General features: G+C 67.7%; 19 protein-coding genes. 11 read left to right on the forward strand and 8 right to left on the reverse strand.

The features are described from left to right. Positions 1-4: 4 nt before the first annotated feature. Entirely contained in the window at positions 5-712 is a 708-nt protein-coding gene (locus ABZV34_RS10670; RefSeq protein ID WP_356273353.1) for a helix-turn-helix transcriptional regulator, read from the reverse strand. A gap of 374 nt (positions 713-1,086) precedes the next feature. Between ABZV34_RS10670 and ABZV34_RS10675 the strand changes: the two genes are divergently transcribed. Continuing rightward, positions 1,087-3,780 carry a transglycosylase domain-containing protein gene (locus tag ABZV34_RS10675; protein WP_356273355.1) on the forward strand — a complete coding sequence of 898 codons (2,694 nt, stop codon included), beginning with the start codon at positions 1,087-1,089 and terminating at the stop codon, positions 3,778-3,780. A gap of 183 nt (positions 3,781-3,963) precedes the next feature. After that, positions 3,964-5,469, forward strand: a complete 1,506-nt coding sequence (locus tag ABZV34_RS10680; RefSeq protein ID WP_356273357.1) for a glycosyltransferase 87 family protein — start codon at positions 3,964-3,966, stop codon at positions 5,467-5,469. A gap of 118 nt (positions 5,470-5,587) precedes the next feature. On the opposite strand, the gene ABZV34_RS10685 is transcribed toward ABZV34_RS10680, so the two are convergent. The 3 genes from ABZV34_RS10685 to ABZV34_RS10695 all read right to left on the reverse strand — a co-directional run bounded on the left by ABZV34_RS10685 (position 5,588) and on the right by ABZV34_RS10695 (position 8,412). Continuing rightward, the gene (locus ABZV34_RS10685) at positions 5,588-6,619 is read right to left on the reverse strand and encodes an alanine racemase (protein WP_356273359.1); all 1,032 of its coding nucleotides are present in this window, start codon (positions 6,617-6,619) and stop codon (positions 5,588-5,590) included. A 142-nt stretch (positions 6,620-6,761) separates the two neighbouring features. After that, positions 6,762-7,883, reverse strand: a complete 1,122-nt coding sequence (locus tag ABZV34_RS10690; RefSeq protein WP_356273361.1) for a peptidoglycan bridge formation glycyltransferase FemA/FemB family protein — start codon at positions 7,881-7,883, stop codon at positions 6,762-6,764. A 214-nt stretch (positions 7,884-8,097) separates the two neighbouring features. Continuing rightward, positions 8,098-8,412 carry a hypothetical protein gene (locus ABZV34_RS10695; RefSeq protein ID WP_356273363.1) on the reverse strand — a complete coding sequence of 105 codons (315 nt, stop codon included), beginning with the start codon at positions 8,410-8,412 and terminating at the stop codon, positions 8,098-8,100. 301 nt (positions 8,413-8,713) lie between these two features. Here ABZV34_RS10695 and rpsF point away from each other — a divergent pair, with 301 nt between their 5' ends. From rpsF to rplI, 4 genes are all read left to right on the forward strand, one after another. Beyond that, complete coding sequence (rpsF, locus tag ABZV34_RS10700; RefSeq protein WP_005482942.1) at positions 8,714-9,004, forward strand: 30S ribosomal protein S6; 291 nt, start codon at positions 8,714-8,716, stop codon at positions 9,002-9,004. Between the two features lie 77 nt (positions 9,005-9,081). After that, positions 9,082-9,690, forward strand: coding sequence for a single-stranded DNA-binding protein (locus ABZV34_RS10705; RefSeq protein ID WP_356273365.1), 609 nt, complete (start codon positions 9,082-9,084; stop codon positions 9,688-9,690). A gap of 57 nt (positions 9,691-9,747) precedes the next feature. Then, positions 9,748-9,984 carry a 30S ribosomal protein S18 gene (gene rpsR / locus ABZV34_RS10710; protein WP_003949403.1) on the forward strand — a complete coding sequence of 79 codons (237 nt, stop codon included), beginning with the start codon at positions 9,748-9,750 and terminating at the stop codon, positions 9,982-9,984. Between the two features lie 18 nt (positions 9,985-10,002). Continuing rightward, positions 10,003-10,449: a 50S ribosomal protein L9 gene (gene rplI / locus ABZV34_RS10715; RefSeq protein ID WP_356273367.1), complete on the forward strand. Its 447-nt coding sequence runs from the start codon at positions 10,003-10,005 to the stop codon at positions 10,447-10,449. A 202-nt stretch (positions 10,450-10,651) separates the two neighbouring features. On the opposite strand, the gene ABZV34_RS10720 is transcribed toward rplI, so the two are convergent. After that, entirely contained in the window at positions 10,652-11,989 is a 1,338-nt protein-coding gene (locus ABZV34_RS10720) for an MATE family efflux transporter (protein WP_356273369.1), read from the reverse strand. Between the two features lie 459 nt (positions 11,990-12,448). Between ABZV34_RS10720 and dnaB the strand changes: the two genes are divergently transcribed. Both dnaB and ABZV34_RS10730 read left to right on the forward strand, forming a co-directional pair. Beyond that, on the forward strand, positions 12,449-13,924 hold the full coding sequence (gene dnaB / locus ABZV34_RS10725; protein ID WP_356273371.1) for a replicative DNA helicase: 1,476 nt from the start codon (positions 12,449-12,451) through the stop codon (positions 13,922-13,924). 89 nt (positions 13,925-14,013) lie between these two features. Next, positions 14,014-15,399 (forward strand): serine hydrolase domain-containing protein, encoded by a 1,386-nt coding sequence (locus ABZV34_RS10730; RefSeq protein ID WP_356273373.1) that lies wholly within the window; start codon positions 14,014-14,016, stop codon positions 15,397-15,399. A 90-nt stretch (positions 15,400-15,489) separates the two neighbouring features. Here the strand turns inward: ABZV34_RS10730 and ABZV34_RS10735 are convergent, their stop codons facing one another. Then, positions 15,490-15,942 carry a GNAT family N-acetyltransferase gene (locus tag ABZV34_RS10735; protein ID WP_356273375.1) on the reverse strand — a complete coding sequence of 151 codons (453 nt, stop codon included), beginning with the start codon at positions 15,940-15,942 and terminating at the stop codon, positions 15,490-15,492. Positions 15,943-15,984: 42 nt separating this feature from the next. Next, positions 15,985-16,443: a MarR family transcriptional regulator gene (locus tag ABZV34_RS10740; RefSeq protein WP_356273377.1), complete on the reverse strand. Its 459-nt coding sequence runs from the start codon at positions 16,441-16,443 to the stop codon at positions 15,985-15,987. Positions 16,444-16,588: 145 nt separating this feature from the next. On the opposite strand from ABZV34_RS10740, the gene ABZV34_RS10745 reads away from it, so the two are divergent. Further along, the gene (locus ABZV34_RS10745; protein ID WP_356273379.1) at positions 16,589-17,797 is read left to right on the forward strand and encodes an MFS transporter; all 1,209 of its coding nucleotides are present in this window, start codon (positions 16,589-16,591) and stop codon (positions 17,795-17,797) included. A 102-nt stretch (positions 17,798-17,899) separates the two neighbouring features. Continuing rightward, positions 17,900-18,325 (forward strand): heme-binding protein, encoded by a 426-nt coding sequence (locus ABZV34_RS10750; protein ID WP_356273381.1) that lies wholly within the window; start codon positions 17,900-17,902, stop codon positions 18,323-18,325. Positions 18,326-18,408: 83 nt separating this feature from the next. Here the strand turns inward: ABZV34_RS10750 and ABZV34_RS10755 are convergent, their stop codons facing one another. Beyond that, entirely contained in the window at positions 18,409-19,275 is an 867-nt protein-coding gene (locus tag ABZV34_RS10755; RefSeq protein ID WP_356273383.1) for a GNAT family N-acetyltransferase, read from the reverse strand. Positions 19,276-19,427: 152 nt separating this feature from the next. Between ABZV34_RS10755 and ABZV34_RS10760 the strand changes: the two genes are divergently transcribed. Further along, entirely contained in the window at positions 19,428-20,060 is a 633-nt protein-coding gene (locus ABZV34_RS10760; protein WP_356273385.1) for an HAD-IB family phosphatase, read from the forward strand. Positions 20,061-20,374 lie beyond the last annotated feature (314 nt).

Here is a 20,374-nt window from a genome sequence, read left to right on the forward strand (position 1 = left end):
GACCTCACGTGGTGGTGTCGTCGGACGGATCCGGTCGGGAGTCATCCCGGTGCCGGGGCAGGCCGCCCGTCTCTCCAGATGTGCTGTGGTGCGGAGCGGGACCGTCGAAGGCACCTCGGGAGGTGCCTTCGGTGGCGGAACCCTTGATGTCCCGTCCCGCCCGCTCGCTTTCGATGAGCTCGTTCAGCCAGCGCACTTCGCGCTCCACGGACTCCATTCCGTGGCGCTGGAGCTCAAGGGTGTAGTCGTCGAGGCGCTCCCGGGTGCGTGCCAGAGAGGCGCGCATCTTCTCCAGGCGCTCCTCGAGCCGACTGCGGCGGCCCTCCAGTACGCGCATGCGTACGTCGCGTGACGTCTGCCCGAAGAAGGCGAAACGAGCGGCGAAGTGTTCGTCCTCGTACGCGTCGGGACCCGTCTGCGAGAGCAGCTCCTCGAAGTGTTCCTTACCTTCTGCCGTCAACCGGTAGACGATCTTGGCGCGACGCCCTGCGAGTGGTGCGGCGAGGGCGTCCTCCGGGGTGTTCCCCGACTCCTCGATCAACCAGCCGCTGGCGACCAGCGTCTTGAGGCAGGGGTAGAGCGTCCCGTAGCTGAACGCCCGGAACACACCGAGTGACGTATTGAGTCGTTTGCGCAGCTCATAGCCGTGCATCGGGGACTCGCGGAGCAGACCGAGAACGGCGAACTCGAGGATCCCGGAGCGCCGGCTCATGTCGCCTCCTGTCTGTCGCGGCCTCCTCGGCATGTTCTTTATGCCGAGCTGATGTATCGACTCGATACATCAGCACGATAGAACGGTCATGCGCCTGCGACAAGAGGGGCCACGGTGAACGGCGTCACATCACCGATTCATACGAAGCAAGTTGCCTGATTTGAGGTGAACTTCGGCGCTAGGTGGGTTTTGACGGTGCGTAGTCTGTGCGCCATGCAGAACCACCGGGAACCGAGTGACGCCTGAGGACGTCTTCATCCTCGGTGCAGTACGGGTGAATGTGTGATCGACCGCATCCGTACTTCGGGGGGACCGGAAACCAGCCGCCGTTTCCAGGCGCGCAAGGGTGCGCCTGCCCTAGGAGTAGTCGTTCGATGAGCGAGCACCGTCGCAAACCGCCGCAGCAGCAGGGCGGCGGACGTGCCGCGGCCCGGCGCGGCCAGCCCGGCCCGGCCGCCGACCGCCGCGCGACACCGCGAGGCGCCACCGGGTCACCTTCCGACTCCTATGAGTCACCATCCGGCTCCGGTGGGTCAGGGGGTGAGGAGGAGCGCCCGTACAGTGGCCGCGCCGAGGCCCGGCGCGCGGCACAGAAGAGCAGTGGCGGCGGACGCCGCCGAGGCGCGGAGGCCGCCGGATCCGGTGGCCGCCGAGGCGGTCCCGGAGGCCCGAACGGGCCGGGCCGTGGCCGTCCCTCGGGACCCGTCAAGAAACGCTTCATCGACTACCCGCGCGCGGGGCGGTCGGGAGGTGCGCGCTGGGTGCCGTCATGGAAGCTGGTGTCGGGCCTGTTCATCGGCTTCGTCGGGAGCCTGGTGGCCGTGGCGGGCGTCGGATACGCCATGGTGAGCGTCCCGGACGTGGCGAACACCGCCACAGCCCAGAACAACGTCTACTACTGGGCGGACGGCACCCAGATGGTCGCCACCGGTGGTGAGACGAACCGCCAGATCATCAACTACTCGCAGATCCCCGCGGCGATGCGCTACGCCGTCATCTCGCAGGAGAACAAGACCTTCGAGACCGACAGCGGTGTAGACCCGAAGGGCATCGCCCGCGCCTTCCTGAACATGGCCAGGGGTGGCCGGACGCAGGGTGGCTCCACCATCACCCAGCAGTACGTGAAGAACGCGATGCTGGACGACCAGTCGCAGACGATCTCCCGGAAGTTCAAGGAGATCTTCGTCTCGATCAAGGTGGGCGCCACGGTCAAGAAGGAAAAGATCATGGAGGGCTACCTGAACTCCGCGTACTACGGTCGCGGAGCCTACGGACTTCAGGCAGCCTCGCGCGCGTACTTCGACAAGGACGCCATCAAGCTCGACGCGAGCCAGTGCGCCTTCCTGGCGGCGATGCTCAAGGGCGCGACCTACTACGACCCGGCGGGCGCGACGTCGCTCGACACGGCGGCCACCCCCGATGCCAACACGAGGCGGGCCACGGCCCAGTGGAAGGACACGCTGGACAAGGAGGTCACGTACGGCCACCTGAGCGCTGCGGACCGGGCCAAGTTCACGAAGCTTCCCAAGCCCCAGAACCCACGTTCGAACACCCGGCTCAGCGGTCAGATCGGCTATCTCGTCGACCTCGCCAAGGCGTACGTCGTCCACAACACCAAGATCACGGAGAACCAGTTCCAACAGGGCGGCTTCTCGATCCACACGACCTTCGACAAGTCGAAGGTCCGTGCTCTCGAAAACGCCGTGAAGGAAGTCCGCAGCAAGAAGATCAACCCCAAGGCCCGTCCGAACACGGACAAGTACGTCCAGTTCGGTGGTGCCTCCGTCGATCCGACAACGGGCGCGATCAAGGCCATCTACGGCGGTGAGGACGCGACCAAGCACTTCACCAACAACGCGGACCAGACCGGCGCCCAGGTGGGATCGACGTTCAAGCCGTTCGTGCTCGCGGCCGCCATGCAGTGGGGCGTCAAGGATCCCTCGGGGTCGTCTGAGCGCAAGATCGCCTCTCCGAAGAGCCTGTACAGCGGCAAGAACAAGCTCAAGATCAAGCAGTACGACAACACGGTCTGGACCGACAAGGACGGCAAGGAGTGGCTCCAGACCAACGACGGCGAAAAGTCGTACAACCCGCCGAACTACAAGATCGACCTGCGTGAGGCGATGCGGGAGTCCGTCAACTCCGCCTACGTCCAGCTCGGCATGGACGTAGGCCTGGACAAGGTGGAGGAGGCCGCGCTGAACGCGGGCGTCCTCAAGACCAGCCTGGCGAGCTCCGCCTTCCCCTCGTTCTCCATCGGCACCTCGGACCCCAGCGCGATCCGTATGGCCGGTGCGTACGCCACCTTCGCGGACAGCGGACAGCAGCGCGATCCTTACTCGGTCGAGAAGATCAGCAGCAAGGACGGCGTGGTGTTCGAGCACGCGAAGATCGCCAAGGCGAAGGAGGCCTTCAGCCCTGAGGTCGCGGACAACGTCACCGACGTGCTCAAGACCGTCGTGGACAAGGGAACCGGTACCGCCGCGCGGCTGACCGGCCGCCAGGTGGCCGGCAAGACCGGTACCACCGACGGCAACAAGTCGGCCTGGTTCGTCGGCTACACCCCGCAGCTGTCGACGTCGATCAGCATGTACCGCCTGGACGACGACGCGAGCAGCAAGAACCGTACGTTCCTCGAGATGTACGGCACGGGCGGCGAGAAGAAGATCCACGGCGCCTCGTTCCCGGCCCAGATCTGGCACGACTACATGGAGAACGCGCTCAAGGGCCAGAAGGTGGAGAACTTCCCGACGCCGCAGCCCATCGGTGAGATCCTCAACGACACCCCGAGCCCGTCCGCGACGCCGTCGTCCACCCCGACGCCGTCGTCGAGCCCCACGCCCAGCGACACCCCCAGCCCGACGCTCAGCAACTCCCCGTCGCCCACGACGAGCGAGACCTGCGGCAGGTTCGACTGGACCTGCAACAACAACGGCGGGACGGACGTGGGTGGCAGCGGCAACGGCGGGGCGGACGGAGGAGTCACCACCAGTCCCACGCCCACCAATACCCCCGGCAACGGCGGCGGGAACGGCAACGGTGCCCTCGTCCGAGGTCCGAACGGCTGAGTGAGGGACATTCGGGCCGAGCGACAGACGCGAGCCTGACGAAAGGGGGCCGACGGCACACGCCGTCGGCCCCCTTTCAGGTGGGCGGCATCCGCTGTGTCGTTGATCACAAGCGGGCGGGAGGGGAAGCGGCATCCGTCACCGACCACCGCACTCTCAGGTCCGTACGGCAGGATGTGCGCCATGCCCAGTGCAGAGACGACGCGAGCGAGCGTGCGCGAGCCGGAGCCGGTGCGGCCGACCCATGAGGACGAGGTCGCCGCGGCCGGCAGCGAGCTGATCGGCGGCCCCATCGGACGAAGGGCCCTGCTGGGGACGTCCTGGTGGACACCCGTACGGGTCGTCGCACTTGTCGCGATCGCCATGTTCGCCCTCGGCATGGTCCAGAAACTGCCCTGCTACGACGGCGGCTGGTTCTTCGGGGCCAGCACCCAGTACACGCACGCGTGCTACTCGGACATCCCGCACCTCTACCAGGGGCGCGGTTTCGCCGACGGTCTGGTGCCGTACTTCGACAAGCTCCCCGGCGACATGGACTACCTCGAGTACCCCGTGCTCACCGGTGTGTTCATGGAGGTCGCGGCCTGGCTCACGCCGGGCGGCGGCAGCATCCAGGACCAGGAGCAGATCTACTGGATGGTCAACGCCGGGATGCTCATGGTGTGCGCGGCGGTCATCGCCGTGAGTACCGCGCGCACCCACCGCAGGCGCCCCTGGGACGGCCTCCTGGTCGCCCTCGCGCCCGCCTTCGCGCTCACGGCCACCATCAACTGGGATCTCCTCGCCGTGGCCTTGCTGGCCGCCGCGATGCTCATGTGGTCGCGGGGCCGTGCCCTCGCCTTCGGCATCCTGATCGGACTCGCCACCGCCGCCAAGTTCTACCCGTTCCTGGTGATGGGGCCGCTGCTCGTGCTGTGCTGGCGGGCCGGCAAGTGGCGCGAGTTCGGGGTCGCGCTGATGGGCGCGGTGGGTGCGTGGCTGGTGGTGAACCTTCCGGTCATGTACCTCGCCCCGGAGGGCTGGGCGAAGTTCTACAGCTTCAGCCACGACCGGGGGGTCGACTTCGGTTCGGTCTTCCTGTTCCTCTCGACCTGGCTCAAGATCAGCATCACCTCCGACACGGCGAACGCCTGGGCGCTGGTCCTGATGGTGCTCGTCTGCGTGGGCATGACCGCACTCGCCCTCACCGCCCCGCGCCGCCCCCGCTTCGCCCAGCTCGCGTTCCTGATCGTCGCGGCCTTCGTCCTCACCAACAAGGTCTACTCGCCCCAGTACGTACTGTGGCTCGTTCCCCTCGCCGCGCTGGCCCGGCCGCGCTGGCGGGACTTCCTGATCTGGCAGGCCTGCGAGGTCGCGTACTTCCTGGGTATCTGGATGTACCTCGCCTACACGACCAGCGGGGACGCCCACAAGGGCCTCTCCTCGCAGGGTTACCAGATCGCCATCGCCGTTCACCTCCTGGGCACGCTGTACCTGTGCGCCGTGGTGGTCCGGGACATCTTCATGCCGGAGCGGGACATGGTCCGCAAGGCGGGCGACGACGACCCCTCGGGCGGAGTTCTCGACGGGGCGGAGGACGTCTTCGTCCTCGGGGCCGCGGCCCATCCGCCCCGGCACGCGGCGCACTTCGACGGGCCGGCTGTGGAGTGGGGCAACGGAGGCGCTGCCGTGGAGGACCGTTCGCCCTGAGCGAACATCGCGCCCCAGGGCATGCGAAAAGGCCGTACACGATGATCGTGTACGGCCTTTCGGTTGCTCGCTGCTCCGCTGCCCAGCCGGTTCCGGTGAGGGGGGCGGCGGCCCGGCGTCAGCGCTCGACGACGCGGTCGAACTGCGTGGTCGTGTGGCGCAGATGGGCCACCAGCTCGTCGCCCACCCGCGGCTCCGTGGCGTCGGAGGGCACGAAGAGGATCGAGACCTGCATGTGCGGAGGCTCGGCGAACCAGCGCTGTTTGCCCGCCCAGACGAACGGGGAGAGGTTCCGGTTGACCGTCGCCAGACCGGCCCGGGCGACGCCCTTGGCGCGCGGCATGACGCCGTGCAGCGCCTTCGGGGCCTCCAGCCCCACCCCGTGCGACGTACCGCCCGCCACGACGACGAGCCAGCCGTCCGAGGCCGCCTTCTGCTGCCGGTAGCCGAAACGGTCGCCCTTGGCGACGGACGTGACGTCCAGGACGGCCCCGCGGTACTCGGTCGCCTCGTGGTCGCCCAGCCACAGCCGCGTGCCGATACGGGCGCGGAACCGGGTCTGCGGGAACTGCTGCTGCAGCCGCGCGAGTTCCTGGGCCTTCAGATGGCTGACGAACATCGTGTGCAGCGGCAGGCGGGCCGCACGCAGGCGGTCCATCCAGCCGATGACCTCCTCGACGGCGTCCGAGCCGTCGGTACGGTCCAGCGGCAGGTGGATGGCGAAGCCCTCCAGCCGCACGTTCTCGATGGCGGAGTGCAGATGCGGCAGATCCTGCTCGCTGACACCGTGCCGCTTCATCGAGGACATCACCTCGATGACGACACGGGCGCCCACGAGGCCGTACACGCCGTCGATGGACGACACCGAGCGGATGACACGGTCGGGCAGCGGTACGGGCTCCTCGCCCCGCCTGAACGGCGTCAGAACCAGCAGGTCGCCGCCGAACCAGTCCTTGATCCGGGCGGCTTCGTACGTGGTGCCGACGGCGAGGATGTCGGAGCCGAGGCGGGTGGCCTCGTCCGCGAGCCGTTCGTGGCCGAATCCGTAGCCGTTGCCCTTGCAGACGGGGACGAGCCCCGGGAACTGCTCGGACACCTGCTTGTGGTGTGCCCGCCAGCGCGCGGTGTCGACGTAGAGCGTGAGCGCCATGGCCGGTCCCGGAACCTTTCTCGTGGCTGCGGTGTATCAGAGGTATGGAAGGAAATTGTCGCTGATGCGCCGGACCGACGGACCGACACCGGGCCGGATCAGCGGCTCGGCATGCTGTTCGCGCCGGCTCGGCGGCGTGCCCTCAGCGGCGGGACATGTAGATGTCGAGCGCCTTGTGCAGCAGCTTGTTGAGCGGGAAGTCCCACTCTCCGAGGTACTCGGCCGCCTGGCCGCCCGTGCCCACCTTGAACTGGATCAGACCGAAGAGGTGGTCGGTCTCGTCCAGCGAGTCGGAGATGCCGCGCAGGTCGTACACCGTCGCACCCAGGGCGTACGAGTCACGCAGCATCCGCCACTGCATCGCGTTGGAGGGACGGAACTCACGGCCGATGTTGTCCGAGGCGCCGTACGAGTACCAGACGTGTCCGCCGACCACCAGCATCGTCGCCGCCGACAGGTTCACGCCGCCGCGCCGGGCGAAGTAGAGCCGCATCCGGTTGGGGTCCTCGGTGTTGAGGGCCGTCCACATGCGCTGGAAGTACGACAGCGGTCGAGGTCGGAAGTGGTCGCGGAGCGCCGTGATCTCGTACAGCCGCTGCCACTCCTCGAGGTCGTGGTAGCCGCCCTGGACGACCTCGACGCCCTCCTTCTCGGCTTTCTTGATGTTGCGGCGCCACAGCTGGTTGAAGTTCTTGTGGACCTCTTCCAGGGAGCGGTTGGCCAGCGGCACCTGGAAGACGTAGCGGGGCTGTACGTCGCCGAAGCCGGCGCCGCCGTCCTCGCCCTGCTGCCAGCCCATGCGGCGCAGCTTGTCGGCCACCTCGAAAGCGCGCGGCTCGATGAAGTCGGCCTCGATGTCGCGCAGACGCTTCACGTCCGGGTTCTGGATGCCGCCCTTGATGGAGGTGGCCTCCCAGCGCCGGATGATCACCGGCGGACCCATCTTCACGGAGAAGGCGCCCTGCTGCTTCAGATGCGCGAGCATCGGCTGCAGCCACTCGTCGAGGTTCGGCGCGTACCAGTTGATGACCGGGCCCTCGGGCAGATAGGCGAGATAGCGCTTGATCTTGGGCAGCTGGCGGTACAGCACCAGCCCGGCGCCCACCATCTGGCCGCTCCTGCCGTCGAACCAGCCCAGGCTCTCCGAGCGCCATTCGGCCTTCACGTCGGCCCAGGCCGGGACCTGCATGTGGCTGGCCGAGGGCAGGCTCTGGATGTACGCCAGATGCTGCTCTCGGCTGATGGTCCTCAGGGTCAGGGTCATTCGGGGCGCTCCTCGGGCTGGTGTGTCCCCATGGGTACAAGGGCTCCGGCTCTCGCGCCGAAGCCTACTGCGCCCTGCGAGCGCCCCGTCTGGCCGTATGGAACCTGCGTCCCGACCGATGCCCGGTCGGGACGATATGGGGTGTTGTGTCACCAGTCGGGACCGTGCGGCGGCCCGCGGAGTGGGTCCGGGGCCGCCCCGTCGCTCCGCCCCCTCAGCCGATGATGCCGCCGAAGAGGCCGCCGTGGGCCATGCCCAGGAAGAAGCCGACCGCTGAGGCGCCGAGCCCCAGGATCAACCCGAAGCGCTGCCTGGTCGTCTCCGAGACGAACTGTCCGCTCGCGCCGGTGAAGATGCCGATCAGTCCCGTCCAGGAGCTGATCAGGTGCAGGCTGTCGAACTGTGCCGTGATGAACGCCGTCACTCCGAGCACCAGGGTCACGGCGAGCAGGGTGTCCTGGAGCGGGTGGGGCTTGTGGTCGGTGGCGAGCAGGGATCCGGCGGTGTTGGTTCGCACTGTCTGTGCCATAGGGCACCTCCTGCGGAAGGCGGCGCATCGTAGCGCCATACACACCCGATGTGTACAGATTGACGGTGACCCCGGCCGGATTTCAACCCGAAGCAGGTATGCAGGTACTCTGTACCCTCTGCACCGGTGTCTGCCCAGGCCGCGGCCAAGTCACGACAAGGACTCCCTTCGATCCCGCCGATCACTCGGTATATCGAACGGAGCCCGATTGTCAGTGGCGGCCGATACCGTTGCGTACGCATCACAACCCTCCTGCCACGGAACGACCGTGGCCGTTGAGTCCAAAGGAGGTGGGTTCCACATGCGTCACTACGAAGTGATGGTCATCCTCGACCCCGATCTGGAGGAGCGCGCTGTCGCCCCCCTGATCGAGAACTTCCTCTCCGTCGTCCGTGAGGGCAATGGAAAGGTCGAGAAGGTCGACACCTGGGGCCGTCGTCGTCTCTCGTACGAGATCAAGAAGAAGCCCGAGGGCATCTACTCGGTCATCGACCTGCAGGCCGAGCCTGCGGTCGTCAAGGAGCTCGACCGCCAGATGAACCTGAACGAGTCGGTCCTCCGGACCAAGGTCCTCCGTCCCGAGACCCACTGAGCTCTCCAGCTCAGCTGATCTCGGGCATCGAGTAGCAGCACCAGCAGCCAGCAGCAAACCCGCCGAGAGGTTCCCCCATGGCAGGCGAGACCGTCATCACGGTCGTCGGCAATCTTGTAGACGACCCCGAGCTGCGCTTCACCCCTTCCGGTGCGGCGGTCGCGAAGTTCCGTGTCGCGTCCACCCCCCGCACCTTCGACCGTCAGACCAACGAGTGGAAGGACGGCGAGAGCCTGTTCCTGACCTGCTCGGTCTGGCGTCAGGCGGCGGAGAACGTCGCCGAGTCGCTCCAGCGAGGCATGCGCGTCATCGTGCAGGGCCGGCTGAAGCAGCGGTCCTACGAGGACCGTGAGGGCGTCAAGCGCACGGTCTACGAACTGGACGTGGAGGAAGTCGGCGCCAGCCTGAAGAACGCCACGGCCAAGGTCACCAAGACCACCGGCCGAGGCGGTCAGGGTGGCTACGGCGGCCAGCAGGGCGGCGGCGGCCAGCAGGGCGGCGGCTGGGGCGGAAGCTCCGGCGGCGGCCAGCAGGGCGGCGGTGCCCCCGCGGACGATCCCTGGGCGACCGGCACTCCCGCCGGTGGTGGCAGCCAGGGCGGCGGCGGTGGCGGTGGCGGCTGGGGCGGAAACTCCGGCGGTTCCGGCGGTTCCGGCGGCGGCTACTCGGACGAGCCCCCCTTCTAGGCCATCGGGCCGAGGGTGGGCCGTACCCCCACTTCTTGATCACACAGGAGAAACACCATGGCGAAGCCGCCTGTGCGCAAGCCTAAGAAGAAGGTCTGCGCTTTCTGCAAGGACAAGGTCACGTACGTGGACTACAAGGACACGAACATGCTGCGGAAGTTCATTTCCGACCGCGGCAAGATCCGTGCCCGCCGCGTGACCGGCAACTGCACGCAGCACCAGCGTGACGTCGCCACGGCCGTGAAGAACAGCCGTGAGATGGCGCTGCTGCCCTACACCTCCACTGCGCGATAAGGGAAGGGTGACCGAAACATGAAGATCATCCTCACCCACGAGGTCTCCGGCCTCGGTGCCGCGGGCGACGTCGTCGACGTCAAGGACGGCTACGCTCGCAACTACCTGATCCCGCGGAACTTTGCGATCCGCTGGACCAAGGGCGGCGAGAAGGACGTCGAGCAGATCCGTCGTGCTCGCAAGATCCACGAGATCGCGACCATCGAGCAGGCCAACGAGATCAAGGCCCGCCTCGAGGGCGTCAGGGTCCGTCTGGCCGTTCGCTCCGGCGACGCCGGTCGTCTCTTCGGCTCCGTCACCCCGGCCGACGTCGCTTCGGCGATCAAGGCTTCCGGTGGCCCCGAGGTCGACAAGCGCCGCATCGAGCTGGGCTCGCCCATCAAGACCCTGGGCGCCCACGAGACGTCCGTGCGTCTGCACCCCGAAGTTGCCGCAAAGGTCAACATCGAGGTCGTCGCTGCCTGAGTGCAGCGCTCGGCATAGCCGAGAGAAGGGCCGTACCCCCTTGGGGTCCGGCCCTTCTTCGTTTCACGTGAAACGAGAGGCTTCCCCGGAATCAGGTGTTTCACGTGAAACGCAGGCTTCGTGTGCCGCCCGTTTCACGTGAAACGGGCGGCGGGCCGGACGGGTACACGCATGCGTGCCTTCGAAGTGACCGCTCGCTCGATCAGCGTGTGGCGCCCGTGACGATCCAGAGTCCCGAACGGGAACGTGCCCAGAGGGTGAGCATTCTCAGCGCCATCATCAGGGTCATCGCTCCCCACAGTGCCGTGAGCCCACCGCCGAACGCGGGCACCAGCAGTGCGACGGGTGCGAAGACCGCGAGGATCAGCAGCATGGCCCACGCCAGATACGGTCCGTCGCCCGCGCCCATGAGGACCCCGTCCAGGACGAAGACGATTCCGCTGATGGGTTGCGAGACGGCCACCAGAACCAGTGCGGGGAGCGCGGTGTGCTGGACGGCTGGATCGCTGGTGAACAGGGGGAGGAACAGCGGCCGGGCGGCGAAGACCAGCAGGCCGAGGACGATGCCGGAGGCGACGCCCCACTGGACCATGCGGCGGCACGCCTCGCGGGCGCCCTGAGCGTCGTTCGCACCGAGGTAGCGTCCGATGATGGCCTGCCCGGCGATGGCGATCGCGTCGAGCGCGAAGGCGAGCAGGCTCCACAGGCTCATGATGATCTGGTGGGCGGCGATGTCCGCGTCCCCGAGACGGGCCGCTACGGCAGTAGCGATCATGAGGATCGCCCGCAGGGACAACGTCCGAACCAGCAGGGGGGCACCGGCCTGGGCGCAGGCCCGGATGCCGGCGGCGTCCGGTCTTAGTGAGGCCCCGTGCCGCCGGGCTCCCCGGACGACCACGAACAGGTAGGCCGCGCCCATGCCGAACTGGGCGATGACGGTTCCCCAGGCGGAGCCCGCGATACCCAGTCCGGCGCCGTAGACGAGCCCGGCGTTGAGCACGGCGTTGGCCACGAAGCCGGCGACGGCGACATAGAGCGGAGTCCTCGTATCCTGCAATCCTCGCAGGACGCCGGTGGATGCGAGGACGATGAGCATCGCGGGGATGCCGAGTGAGGAGATGCGCAGATAGGTCGTCGCGTACGGGGCCGCGGTCGGTGAGGCGCCGAAGAGTTCCACCAGGGCGGGGGCCGTGGGCAGGACGGTGACGATGACGACGGTGCCGAGCAGCAGCGCGAGCCAGATGCCGTCCATGCCCTGGCGGATCGCGGCTCGCAGATCACCCGCGCCGACCCGCCGGGCAACGGCGGCGGTGGTGGCGTAAGCGAGGAAGACGAAGACGCTGACGGCCGTCACGAGGAGGGCTGAGGCGATACCGAGACCGGCCAGTTGCGCGGTGCCGAGATGGCCGACGATGGCGCTGTCCGCCATCACGAAAAGAGGCTCGGCCACGAGTGCGCCGAAGGCGGGAACGGCGAGCGCGACGATCTCTCGATCGTGCCGGCGTCGGGCGGCTCTGGGCGCCGGGGGAGCCTGTGTCATGGGCACCAATCTAATCTTCCACAGGTAAGAGATGCAAAGGTTCCGTGACCCTTACTGACCTGGCTGCCGGGCGTGTCGGCGCGCACCGTTTGAAGGGATCTTGGTCTGGCCGGGAAAGTTTTTCTTCTACACAGCCAGTGGACGGTTAAAGGCCAGGTCAGAGGGGTTGATGAGTCCGCGCTGAGGGCTTGTTCACAGGCCTGTCCACCGGGTCGTGCACAGGTTTTGCGGGGTTCTCCACAGCATCTGGGCCGTCGTCCACATGGCCTGTGGATAACCAGATTGGCTGACGGTGCCCGCGGGCCTAACGTAGTGCGGCGCCCGCTCTCTCCTCCGCCCTCGGAATCCTCGCAAAACCGACGCGTCGGAACCGGAGTTGGGCCCCTTATTTGTCAGTGCCGTGCCGTAGAAATATTGGGCACGGCTAGGTCCGCTCGGCGGACGGGAGGAGGTGGCTCGGTGAGTATTTCCGAGCCCTTGGACGACCCGTGGGCCGACAGCGGTCCCAGTGATCGTCTGCCCGCTTCCCGTCAGCGCCGTGACACCGGGCGCGCCCGTGACGAGCAGCATGACCGCGACCGGGACAACGGGCCGTGGGAAGGCGGAGGCTCGGCCTTCGAGCGCGTGCCGCCCCAGGATCTGGACGCCGAACAGTCCGTCCTCGGTGGCATGCTCCTGTCCAAGGACGCGATCGCCGATGTCGTCGAGGTCATCAAGGGCCACGACTTCTACCGGCCCGCCCACGAGACGATCTACACGGCGATCCTCGACCTGTACGCCAAGGGCGAGCCGGCCGACCCGATCACGGTCGCGGCCGAGCTCACCAAACGGGGCGAGATCACCAAGGTCGGCGGCGCGTCCTACCTTCACACCCTCGTCCAGACGGTCCCGACCGCGGCCAACGCCGAGTACTACGCGGAGATCGTCCACGAGCGCGCGGTGCTGCGCCGCCTGGTCGAGGCCGGCACGCGCATCACGCAGATGGGATACGCGGCCGACGGCGACGTCGACGAGATCGTCAACAGCGCCCAGGCCGAGATCTACGCGGTCACCGAGCAGCGCACCACCGAGGACTATCTGCCGCTCGGCGACATCATGGAGGGTGCCCTCGACGAGATCGAGGCGATCGGTTCGCGGTCGGGGGAGATGACCGGTGTGCCGACCGGCTTCACCGACCTCGACTCGCTCACCAACGGGCTGCATCCAGGTCAGATGATCATCATCGCGGCCCGTCCCGCCATGGGTAAGTCGACGCTTGCGCTGGACTTCGCACGGACCTGCTCCATCAAGCACAACATGCCCAGCGTGATCTTCTCCCTCGAAATGGGGCGCAACGAGATCGCGATGCGTCTGCTCTCCGCCGAGGCACGCGTGGCACTGCACCACATGCGGTCCGGCACGATGACCGACGAGGACTGGACCCGGCTCGCGCGCCGGATGCCGGACGTCTCGGCAGCGCCGCTCTACATCGACGACTCTCCGAACCTGTCGATGATGGAGATCCGCGCCAAGTGCCGCCGCCTCAAGCAGCGCAGCGACCTGAAGCTCGTCGTGATCGACTATCTGCAGCTGATGCAGTCGGGCGGCAAGCGGTCCGAGAGCCGGCAACAGGAGGTCTCCGACATGTCGCGAAACCTGAAGCTGCTGGCCAAGGAGCTGGAGCTGCCGGTGATCGCGCTGTCGCAGCTCAACCGTGGCCCCGAGCAGCGCACGGACAAGAAGCCCATGGTCTCCGACCTGCGTGAATCCGGCTCGATCGAGCAGGACGCGGACATGGTGATCCTGTTGCACCGCGAGGACGCGTACGAGAAGGAGTCACCGCGGGCGGGCGAGGCGGACATCATCGTCGGCAAGCACCGTAACGGCCCGACGGCCACGATCACGGTGGCCTTCCAGGGCCACTACTCCCGCTTCGTGGACATGGCACAGACCTGATCCGGTGCTCGGGGCAGCGGTGGAGGACACCTGCCGGCGTCCGGAGAAATGGACTCGACGTGTGGCGCCGGTCCGGGTGGACTGGGGGGATGACAACACCTCAGGAAGAGCTGCTTCCCGCCACACGCCGGTCTCTGTCGCACCGCATCGCCGCCGCTCAGGCCGATGGACGGGCACCGTCGCTGGTCGCCGCGGTGGTCCGGGGTGGGCAGACGGTGTGGCACGGATCGCGGACCTCGGTGGACGGGCACGGACCGGACGAGAACGTGCAGTACCGGATCGGCTCGATCACCAAGACCTTCACAGCCGTGCTGGTGCTGCGGCTGCGCGACGAAGGGCTGCTGGATCTGGGCGACCCACTGGAGAAGCATCTGCCGGGAACGGGTGCGGGGGAGGCGACCATCGCCCAACTCCTCGCGCACACCGCCGGTCTGGCGGCCGAGACACCCGGCCCCTGGTGGGAACGTAGCCCCGCCTCCTTGCGGCCCGAGCTGGCCGATGTCCTCGGCGAGCAGCCCTTCCTCCATCCGGTCGGGCGGCTTCATCACTACTCGAACCCGGGCTACACCCTGCTCGGCGCTCTGGTCGAGGAAGTGCGCGGGGCTGCCTGGGAGGAGGTTCTGCGACGCGAGGTTCTCGAGCCCCTGGGCCTGCACCGCACGAGTGGGCTGCCGCAGGCGCCCCACGCGGGGGGCTGGGCCGTGCACCCGTGGGCGGACGTCATGATGCCGGAGCCCGCGGAGGATCTCGGCCGGATGGCCCCCGCCGGGCAACTGTGGTCCACCACGGACGACCTGGCGCGCTTCGCGGTCTTCCTGGTGGAGGGGGACGACCGGGTGCTCAGCGCGGAGTCCCTCCGGGAGATGCGGACGCCCGCGGCTCCTCTGGAGGCCGAGGAACTGGCGGCGGGCGACACCTACGGTCTGGGACTGCAGGTGGTGCACCGGTCGGGCCGGATTCTCGCGGGCCACTCAGGGTCCCTGCCGGGCTTCATGGCGGCCCTCGTCATCGGTGTACGGGACGACGTGTCGGCCGTGGTCCTGACCAACTGCACCTCCGGCCCGCAACCGCTGGCGGTGGCAGCCGATCTCGTACGTATCGTCGCCGAGGCCGAGCCGCGGATCCCCGAACCCTGGCGTCCGGCAACTGAGATCGATCCATCCGTACTGGAGTTGGCGGGACCCTGGTACTGGGGTACTCAGGGGTGTGCGCTGCGTCTCACCGCCGACGGCGTGATCGAGATGGGCCCGCTGGCAGGTGCCGGCCGCCGTTCACGCTTCAGGCCGAACGACGAGGGAACCTGGACGGGACTCGACGGCTACTACACGGGGGAGCTGCTGAGGGCCGTACGGCGCCCCGACGGGTCCCTGAGTCACCTGGACCTCGGGTCGTTCGTCTTCACGCGTCAGCCGTACGACCAGAGCGCTCCTGTGCCCGGTGGGGTGGACCCCGAGGGCTGGCGCGGCATCGCGTAGGCGTCGATGCGCTGAGAGGTGTCCTGTTTCACGTGAAACAGGGCACCTTGGCGTAGATGGGGATCACCGGGCAGTTGCGGTCGGGTGCGCTCAGAGCGCCAGTTTGAAACCCACGTGCGAGGCGGTGAAGCCGAGCCGCTCGTAGAAGCGGTGGGCGTCGGTGCGACTCGCGTCGGAGGTCAGCTCGACCAACCGGCATTCCTGGCGACGGGATTCATCGACCGCCCACTCGATGATCCGGGTGCCAAGGCCGCTGCCGCGCTCGTCGGTACGCACTCGCACTCCTTCGATGAGGGCGCGGGTCGAGCCTCTGCGGGACAGTCCGGGGATGACGGTGAGTTGCAGGGTGCCGACGACCTGTCCGGCGCGAACGGCGACGACCAGGTGCTGGTTCGGATCCCCGTTGAGCCGTTCCAGCGCGGCCAGGTAGGGGGCCAGATCGTCCGGCGACTCCCGCTGGGCCCCGAGCGCATCGTCGGCGAGCATCGCGACGATGGCGGGAACGTCACCCGCGACGGCCGGCCGGATCTCAAGATCTCCCATGACCGCAGCCTATACAGCGGTGGAAACCCATCTCTGCAGGGCCTATGCGGGCACGCTCGCCGACTCCACGGCACGGACGAGCGGTGCCAGCGCCGGGTTCTCGGCCGCTTCGTCGAGCGCCTCGCGAAGGGCGGCGTCATTGGTGGGCCGTGCCTCGTCGAGCAGCTTGAAGCCCGCCTCGCTGACGTTCGTGTAGATGCCGCGGCGGTCGGTCGGGCAGAGGTAGCGGGACAGTAGCCCGCGGTCCTCGAGTCGGGTGACGAGTCGGGTGGTGGCGCTCTGGCTGAGCACGACCGCGTCCGCGACCTGCTTCATCTGCAGATGACCGCCCTCGCCGTCGTGCTGTCGGCTGAGCACATCGAGCAGGGAGTACTCCCGCACGCTCAGGTCGTGCCCGGCCTGCAGGGCGCGTTCGATGTGGGCCTCGATCCTCCCGTGCAGCAGGGAGAGGGCGCACCACCCTTGTGCGAGGGCGGTGAGTGCGGGGTCCGTGGCAGTCATGGCGTGTTGTTCCTCCGTCCCGGAGCGGCTGACACCAGAGTAGGGCACAGGCACAATAGTCCGCGCTTGCATTTAACCCGCGCCTGCAATTATTGTGAACGCACGCAACGTGCTCCTGCAATCGTTTGGGAAGGTGTATTCCCCCATGCCTCTCGCGCTTCTGGCCCTCGCGATCGGGGCCTTCGGAATCGGAACCACCGAGTTCGTGATCATGGGCGTGCTGCCTGAGGTCGCCGGCGATTTCGGTGTCTCCATCCCCACCGCCGGACTCCTGGTGACCGGCTACGCCCTCGGCGTCGTGATCGGCGCCCCGATCATGACCGCACTCGGCACGAAGGTGTCCCGCAAGCGGATGCTGATGCTGCTGATGGGGCTCTTCGTCCTCGGCAACCTGCTCTCCGCCGTGGCGCCGGACTTCGGACTGATGCTGGTGGGCCGGGTCGTGGCATCGCTCGCCCACGGCGCGTTCTTCGGCATCGGATCGGTCGTCGCCGCCGAACTGGTCGCGCCCGAAAGGAAGGCCGGCGCGATCGCCATGATGTTCAGCGGGCTCACCATCGCCAATGTCGTGGGTGTCCCCCTGGGCACGCTGGTCGGTCAGTCGGCGGGCTGGCGGGTCACCTTCGCGGGTGTGGCCGCACTCGGCGTGATCGGTCTGCTGGGCGTCGCCAAGCTGGTCCCCGAGATGCCGAAGCCCGAAGGCGTCCACCTCCGCCATGAACTCGCCGCCTTCAAGAACGTCCAGGTCCTGTTGGCCATGGCGATGACCGTGCTCGGCTTCGGCGGCGTCTTCGCGGCCATCACCTACATCGCGCCGATGATGACCCATGTGACCGGTTTCGCCGACAGTTCCGTCACCTGGCTGCTGGTCCTCTTCGGCCTCGGCATGGTCGGCGGGAACCTCATCGGCGGCAGGTTCGCCGACCGGGCGTTGATGCCGATGCTGTACACCTCCCTGGGCGGACTGGCCGTCGTCCTCGCACTGTTCACCGTGACGGCCCACAACAAGATCCTCGCGGCGGTCACGATCGCCCTGATCGGCGCGCTGGGGTTCGCGACCGTGCCACCGCTCCAGAAGCGCGTCCTCGACCAGGCACACGGCGCCCCCACGCTCGCCTCGGCCGTGAACATCGGCGCCTTCAACCTCGGCAACGCCCTCTCGGCCTGGCTCGGCGGAATCGTCATCGCAGGGGGGCTGGGCTACACGGCTCCCAACTGGGTCGGCGCCGCGCTGGCCGCGGGCGCCCTGGTCCTCGCGGTTCTCTCGGCCGCTCTGGAGCGCCGGGCCGAGGCCCCGGGCACCGTCGTCACCGAAGGTGTGTCCGTCGAGCAGCGGACCGCTGTCCACCACTGAGCCCACCGGCTCGCCCACGCACCTACCCGACCGTCAGACGGCCCCCGCGACGACCGACCCGGTCCCCCGGCCGAGTACAGCCCCACAAGGAGAAGACCCTTCATGAGCACCACTGCCACCGCTGTCGCCCCGCTGAGCATCCAGGACGCCGAGGTTCTCCTCTCCGCGGCCCGTCAGGCAGCCGAGGCCTCCGGAGTCACGGTCAGCGTCACCGTCCTCGACGCGGGCGGTCATCTGCTCGCCTTCCGGCGAGACGACCGGGCCGTCCTGATCTCCGGTGAGACCAGCACCCGCAAGGCGTACACCGCCCTCCAGCTGGACTCCGCCACCGCCGACCTCGTCGACGCGGTCCAGCCCGGCGGCCCGTTCCATACACTCCCCACCGCGCTCGACCGCCCGTTGCTGTTCATCGCGGGCGGTGTGCCCGTGCACCGTGACGGACGCCTGATCGGGGCCATCGGTGTCGGCGGCGGAGCGCCGGAGCAGGACCACGGCTTCGCCGTCGCCGCTTTGGACGCTCTCGTCTGATCTCCTCCAGCGCGGAAGTGCCGTCCCCAACAGATGCCGGGGACGGCACTTCCGTGCTGGGGAGAACCGGGTCGGGCGGTCCTTCAGCCCGCCGCTACCGTCAGCGGGGCGAAGCGCCGCGTCCAGTCGCCGGGCAGCTCCGGGATCCCGTACGTCATCACGGCATTGAAGCCGACGGATTCCAGGCCGGACTCCTTCACCCAGGACAGCAACTCCTGGTGCCGCACGTCGATGTCCGTGCGCAGCTGACGGTCGGTGCGGGCGGCCAGCGAGATGACGAGTGCTTTCGCGGTCTCCGTGTCGCGGGCGATCAGGGGACCCACGACATGGGTGTCCATGTTGGGCCAGGCGGCCGCGTAACCGATGATCCGGCCGTTCTCCTCGGCCACGCGCAGTTGGTCGGAGAAGGCGGGCAGGCGCGTGATCACATGCGTGCGGTCGAGGCCGAAGACCTCCGCGTCGAGTCCGAGGATCCCGGCGAGATCCTCGGCGCCGGCCGACCGTGTGGAGATCTCGGGTTCCGGCCCGCGGGGGACGAAGTGTCCACTGACCATCTCGGCGCGACCCGTGACCTTGAAGCCGAGTTCCTCGTAGAGCGGCTGCCCATAAGGGGTCGCGTGCAAGGTCAGTGGGGTGGGGCCCATCTCCGCCACGACATGCCGCATCAGCCGTCGGCCGATGCCTTGGCGGGCGTAGCGCTTCGCCACCAGCACCATTCCGATCGCCCCGAGTTCGGGCCGGCCAGGCGTTCCGTACTCGGTCACGACGCACGCGGTGACGAGGCCGCCATCCGGGGCGTCGACGCCGTATCCCTTCCCCGCTGTCAGAAGCAGACCCCATTTGTGTTCTTCGCGGGCCCACCCCCGGTCCTCGGACAGGTCGGCGCACGCGGTGAGATCGCGGAGCGTCAGACGACGGATGGGCAGAGCAAGGGGAGAAGGTGTCGGCACGCAGGTCAGGCTGTCCGACACATCCCCCTGACGTCCACCTGTTTGCCCGGGGACGCATGCGCTTTTGGCCATGCTGTGCCCTCAGTGGCGGGCACGTACAGCCGTTTCACGTGAAACAGCGACGACCACTCATGGCACTAGCCTCGGCTCGTATGGCACGCCTTCATCTCTTCGACCTCGACGGAACGCTGTTGTACGGGAGTTCCGCGCCTCTGGAGATCTCGCGGCAGATCGGTCTGGAGGCCGAAACCATCGCGATCGAGCAAGCAATCTCGGCAGGACGCATCGGCCCGCCGGAATACGCCACTCAGGTGTACGCCTTGTGGGCGCAACTCACGGACGCGCATGTGGCTGCGGCCTTCGAACAAGCGCCCTGGTTGTCGGGTATCGAAGACGTCTGGGCCGAGATCAGAGGCAACGGGGACTACTGCGCCGTCGTCTCGCTCTCGCCTTCCTTCTTCGTCGAGCGGCTGACGAGGTGGGGCGCGCACGCGGCATACGGCTCGCGCTTCCCGGCCCTGCCTTTCGCCGAGCCCGTTGATCTCGCGGGCATTCTCAGCGCCGCGGCGAAGGTGCAGATCGCGAACCGGCTCTGTGAAGAGTTCGGGGTGAGACGGGCCGACTGCGTCGCCTACGGCGACTCGCTCTCGGACAAGGACCTGTTCGAGACCGTGCCGGTGTCCGTGGCCATCAACGCGGACCGGCGCCTGGCCGGCATCGCCACGCACTCCTACATGGGTCGGAGCCTGTGGGAGGCCTATGAATTGGTCCGACCGGCCCTGTAATCAAGGCATTTGATGGGCAGTCCCTCGTTCGATCACTTCGAAGGAAGAGTGGACTTGTCAGTGGGGCGACTGCCGGTATGGTCGACTCCGGTTCGCGTCACCTTGATGTGCGGGCATGTCGTGGGGCGTGAACGCAGGCCAATGCAGCGTAACGGGACGGAGAGATCCAGACCCGAATTTTCCGTTATGCGGACAGGCGTTGACGCGGAGTGGGATGCTGCCGTGAGGGCGATGCGGTCAATGTCACATTCTCGCCTTACTTGTCCGCGCTGAGCGGAAGCCTGGATTGAATGTGGCCGTATGGGTCAGGGGAC

The organism is Streptomyces sp. NPDC005195, from assembly GCF_040608315.1.
Classification (GTDB): Bacteria; Actinomycetota; Actinomycetes; order Streptomycetales; family Streptomycetaceae; genus Streptomyces; species Streptomyces kaempferi.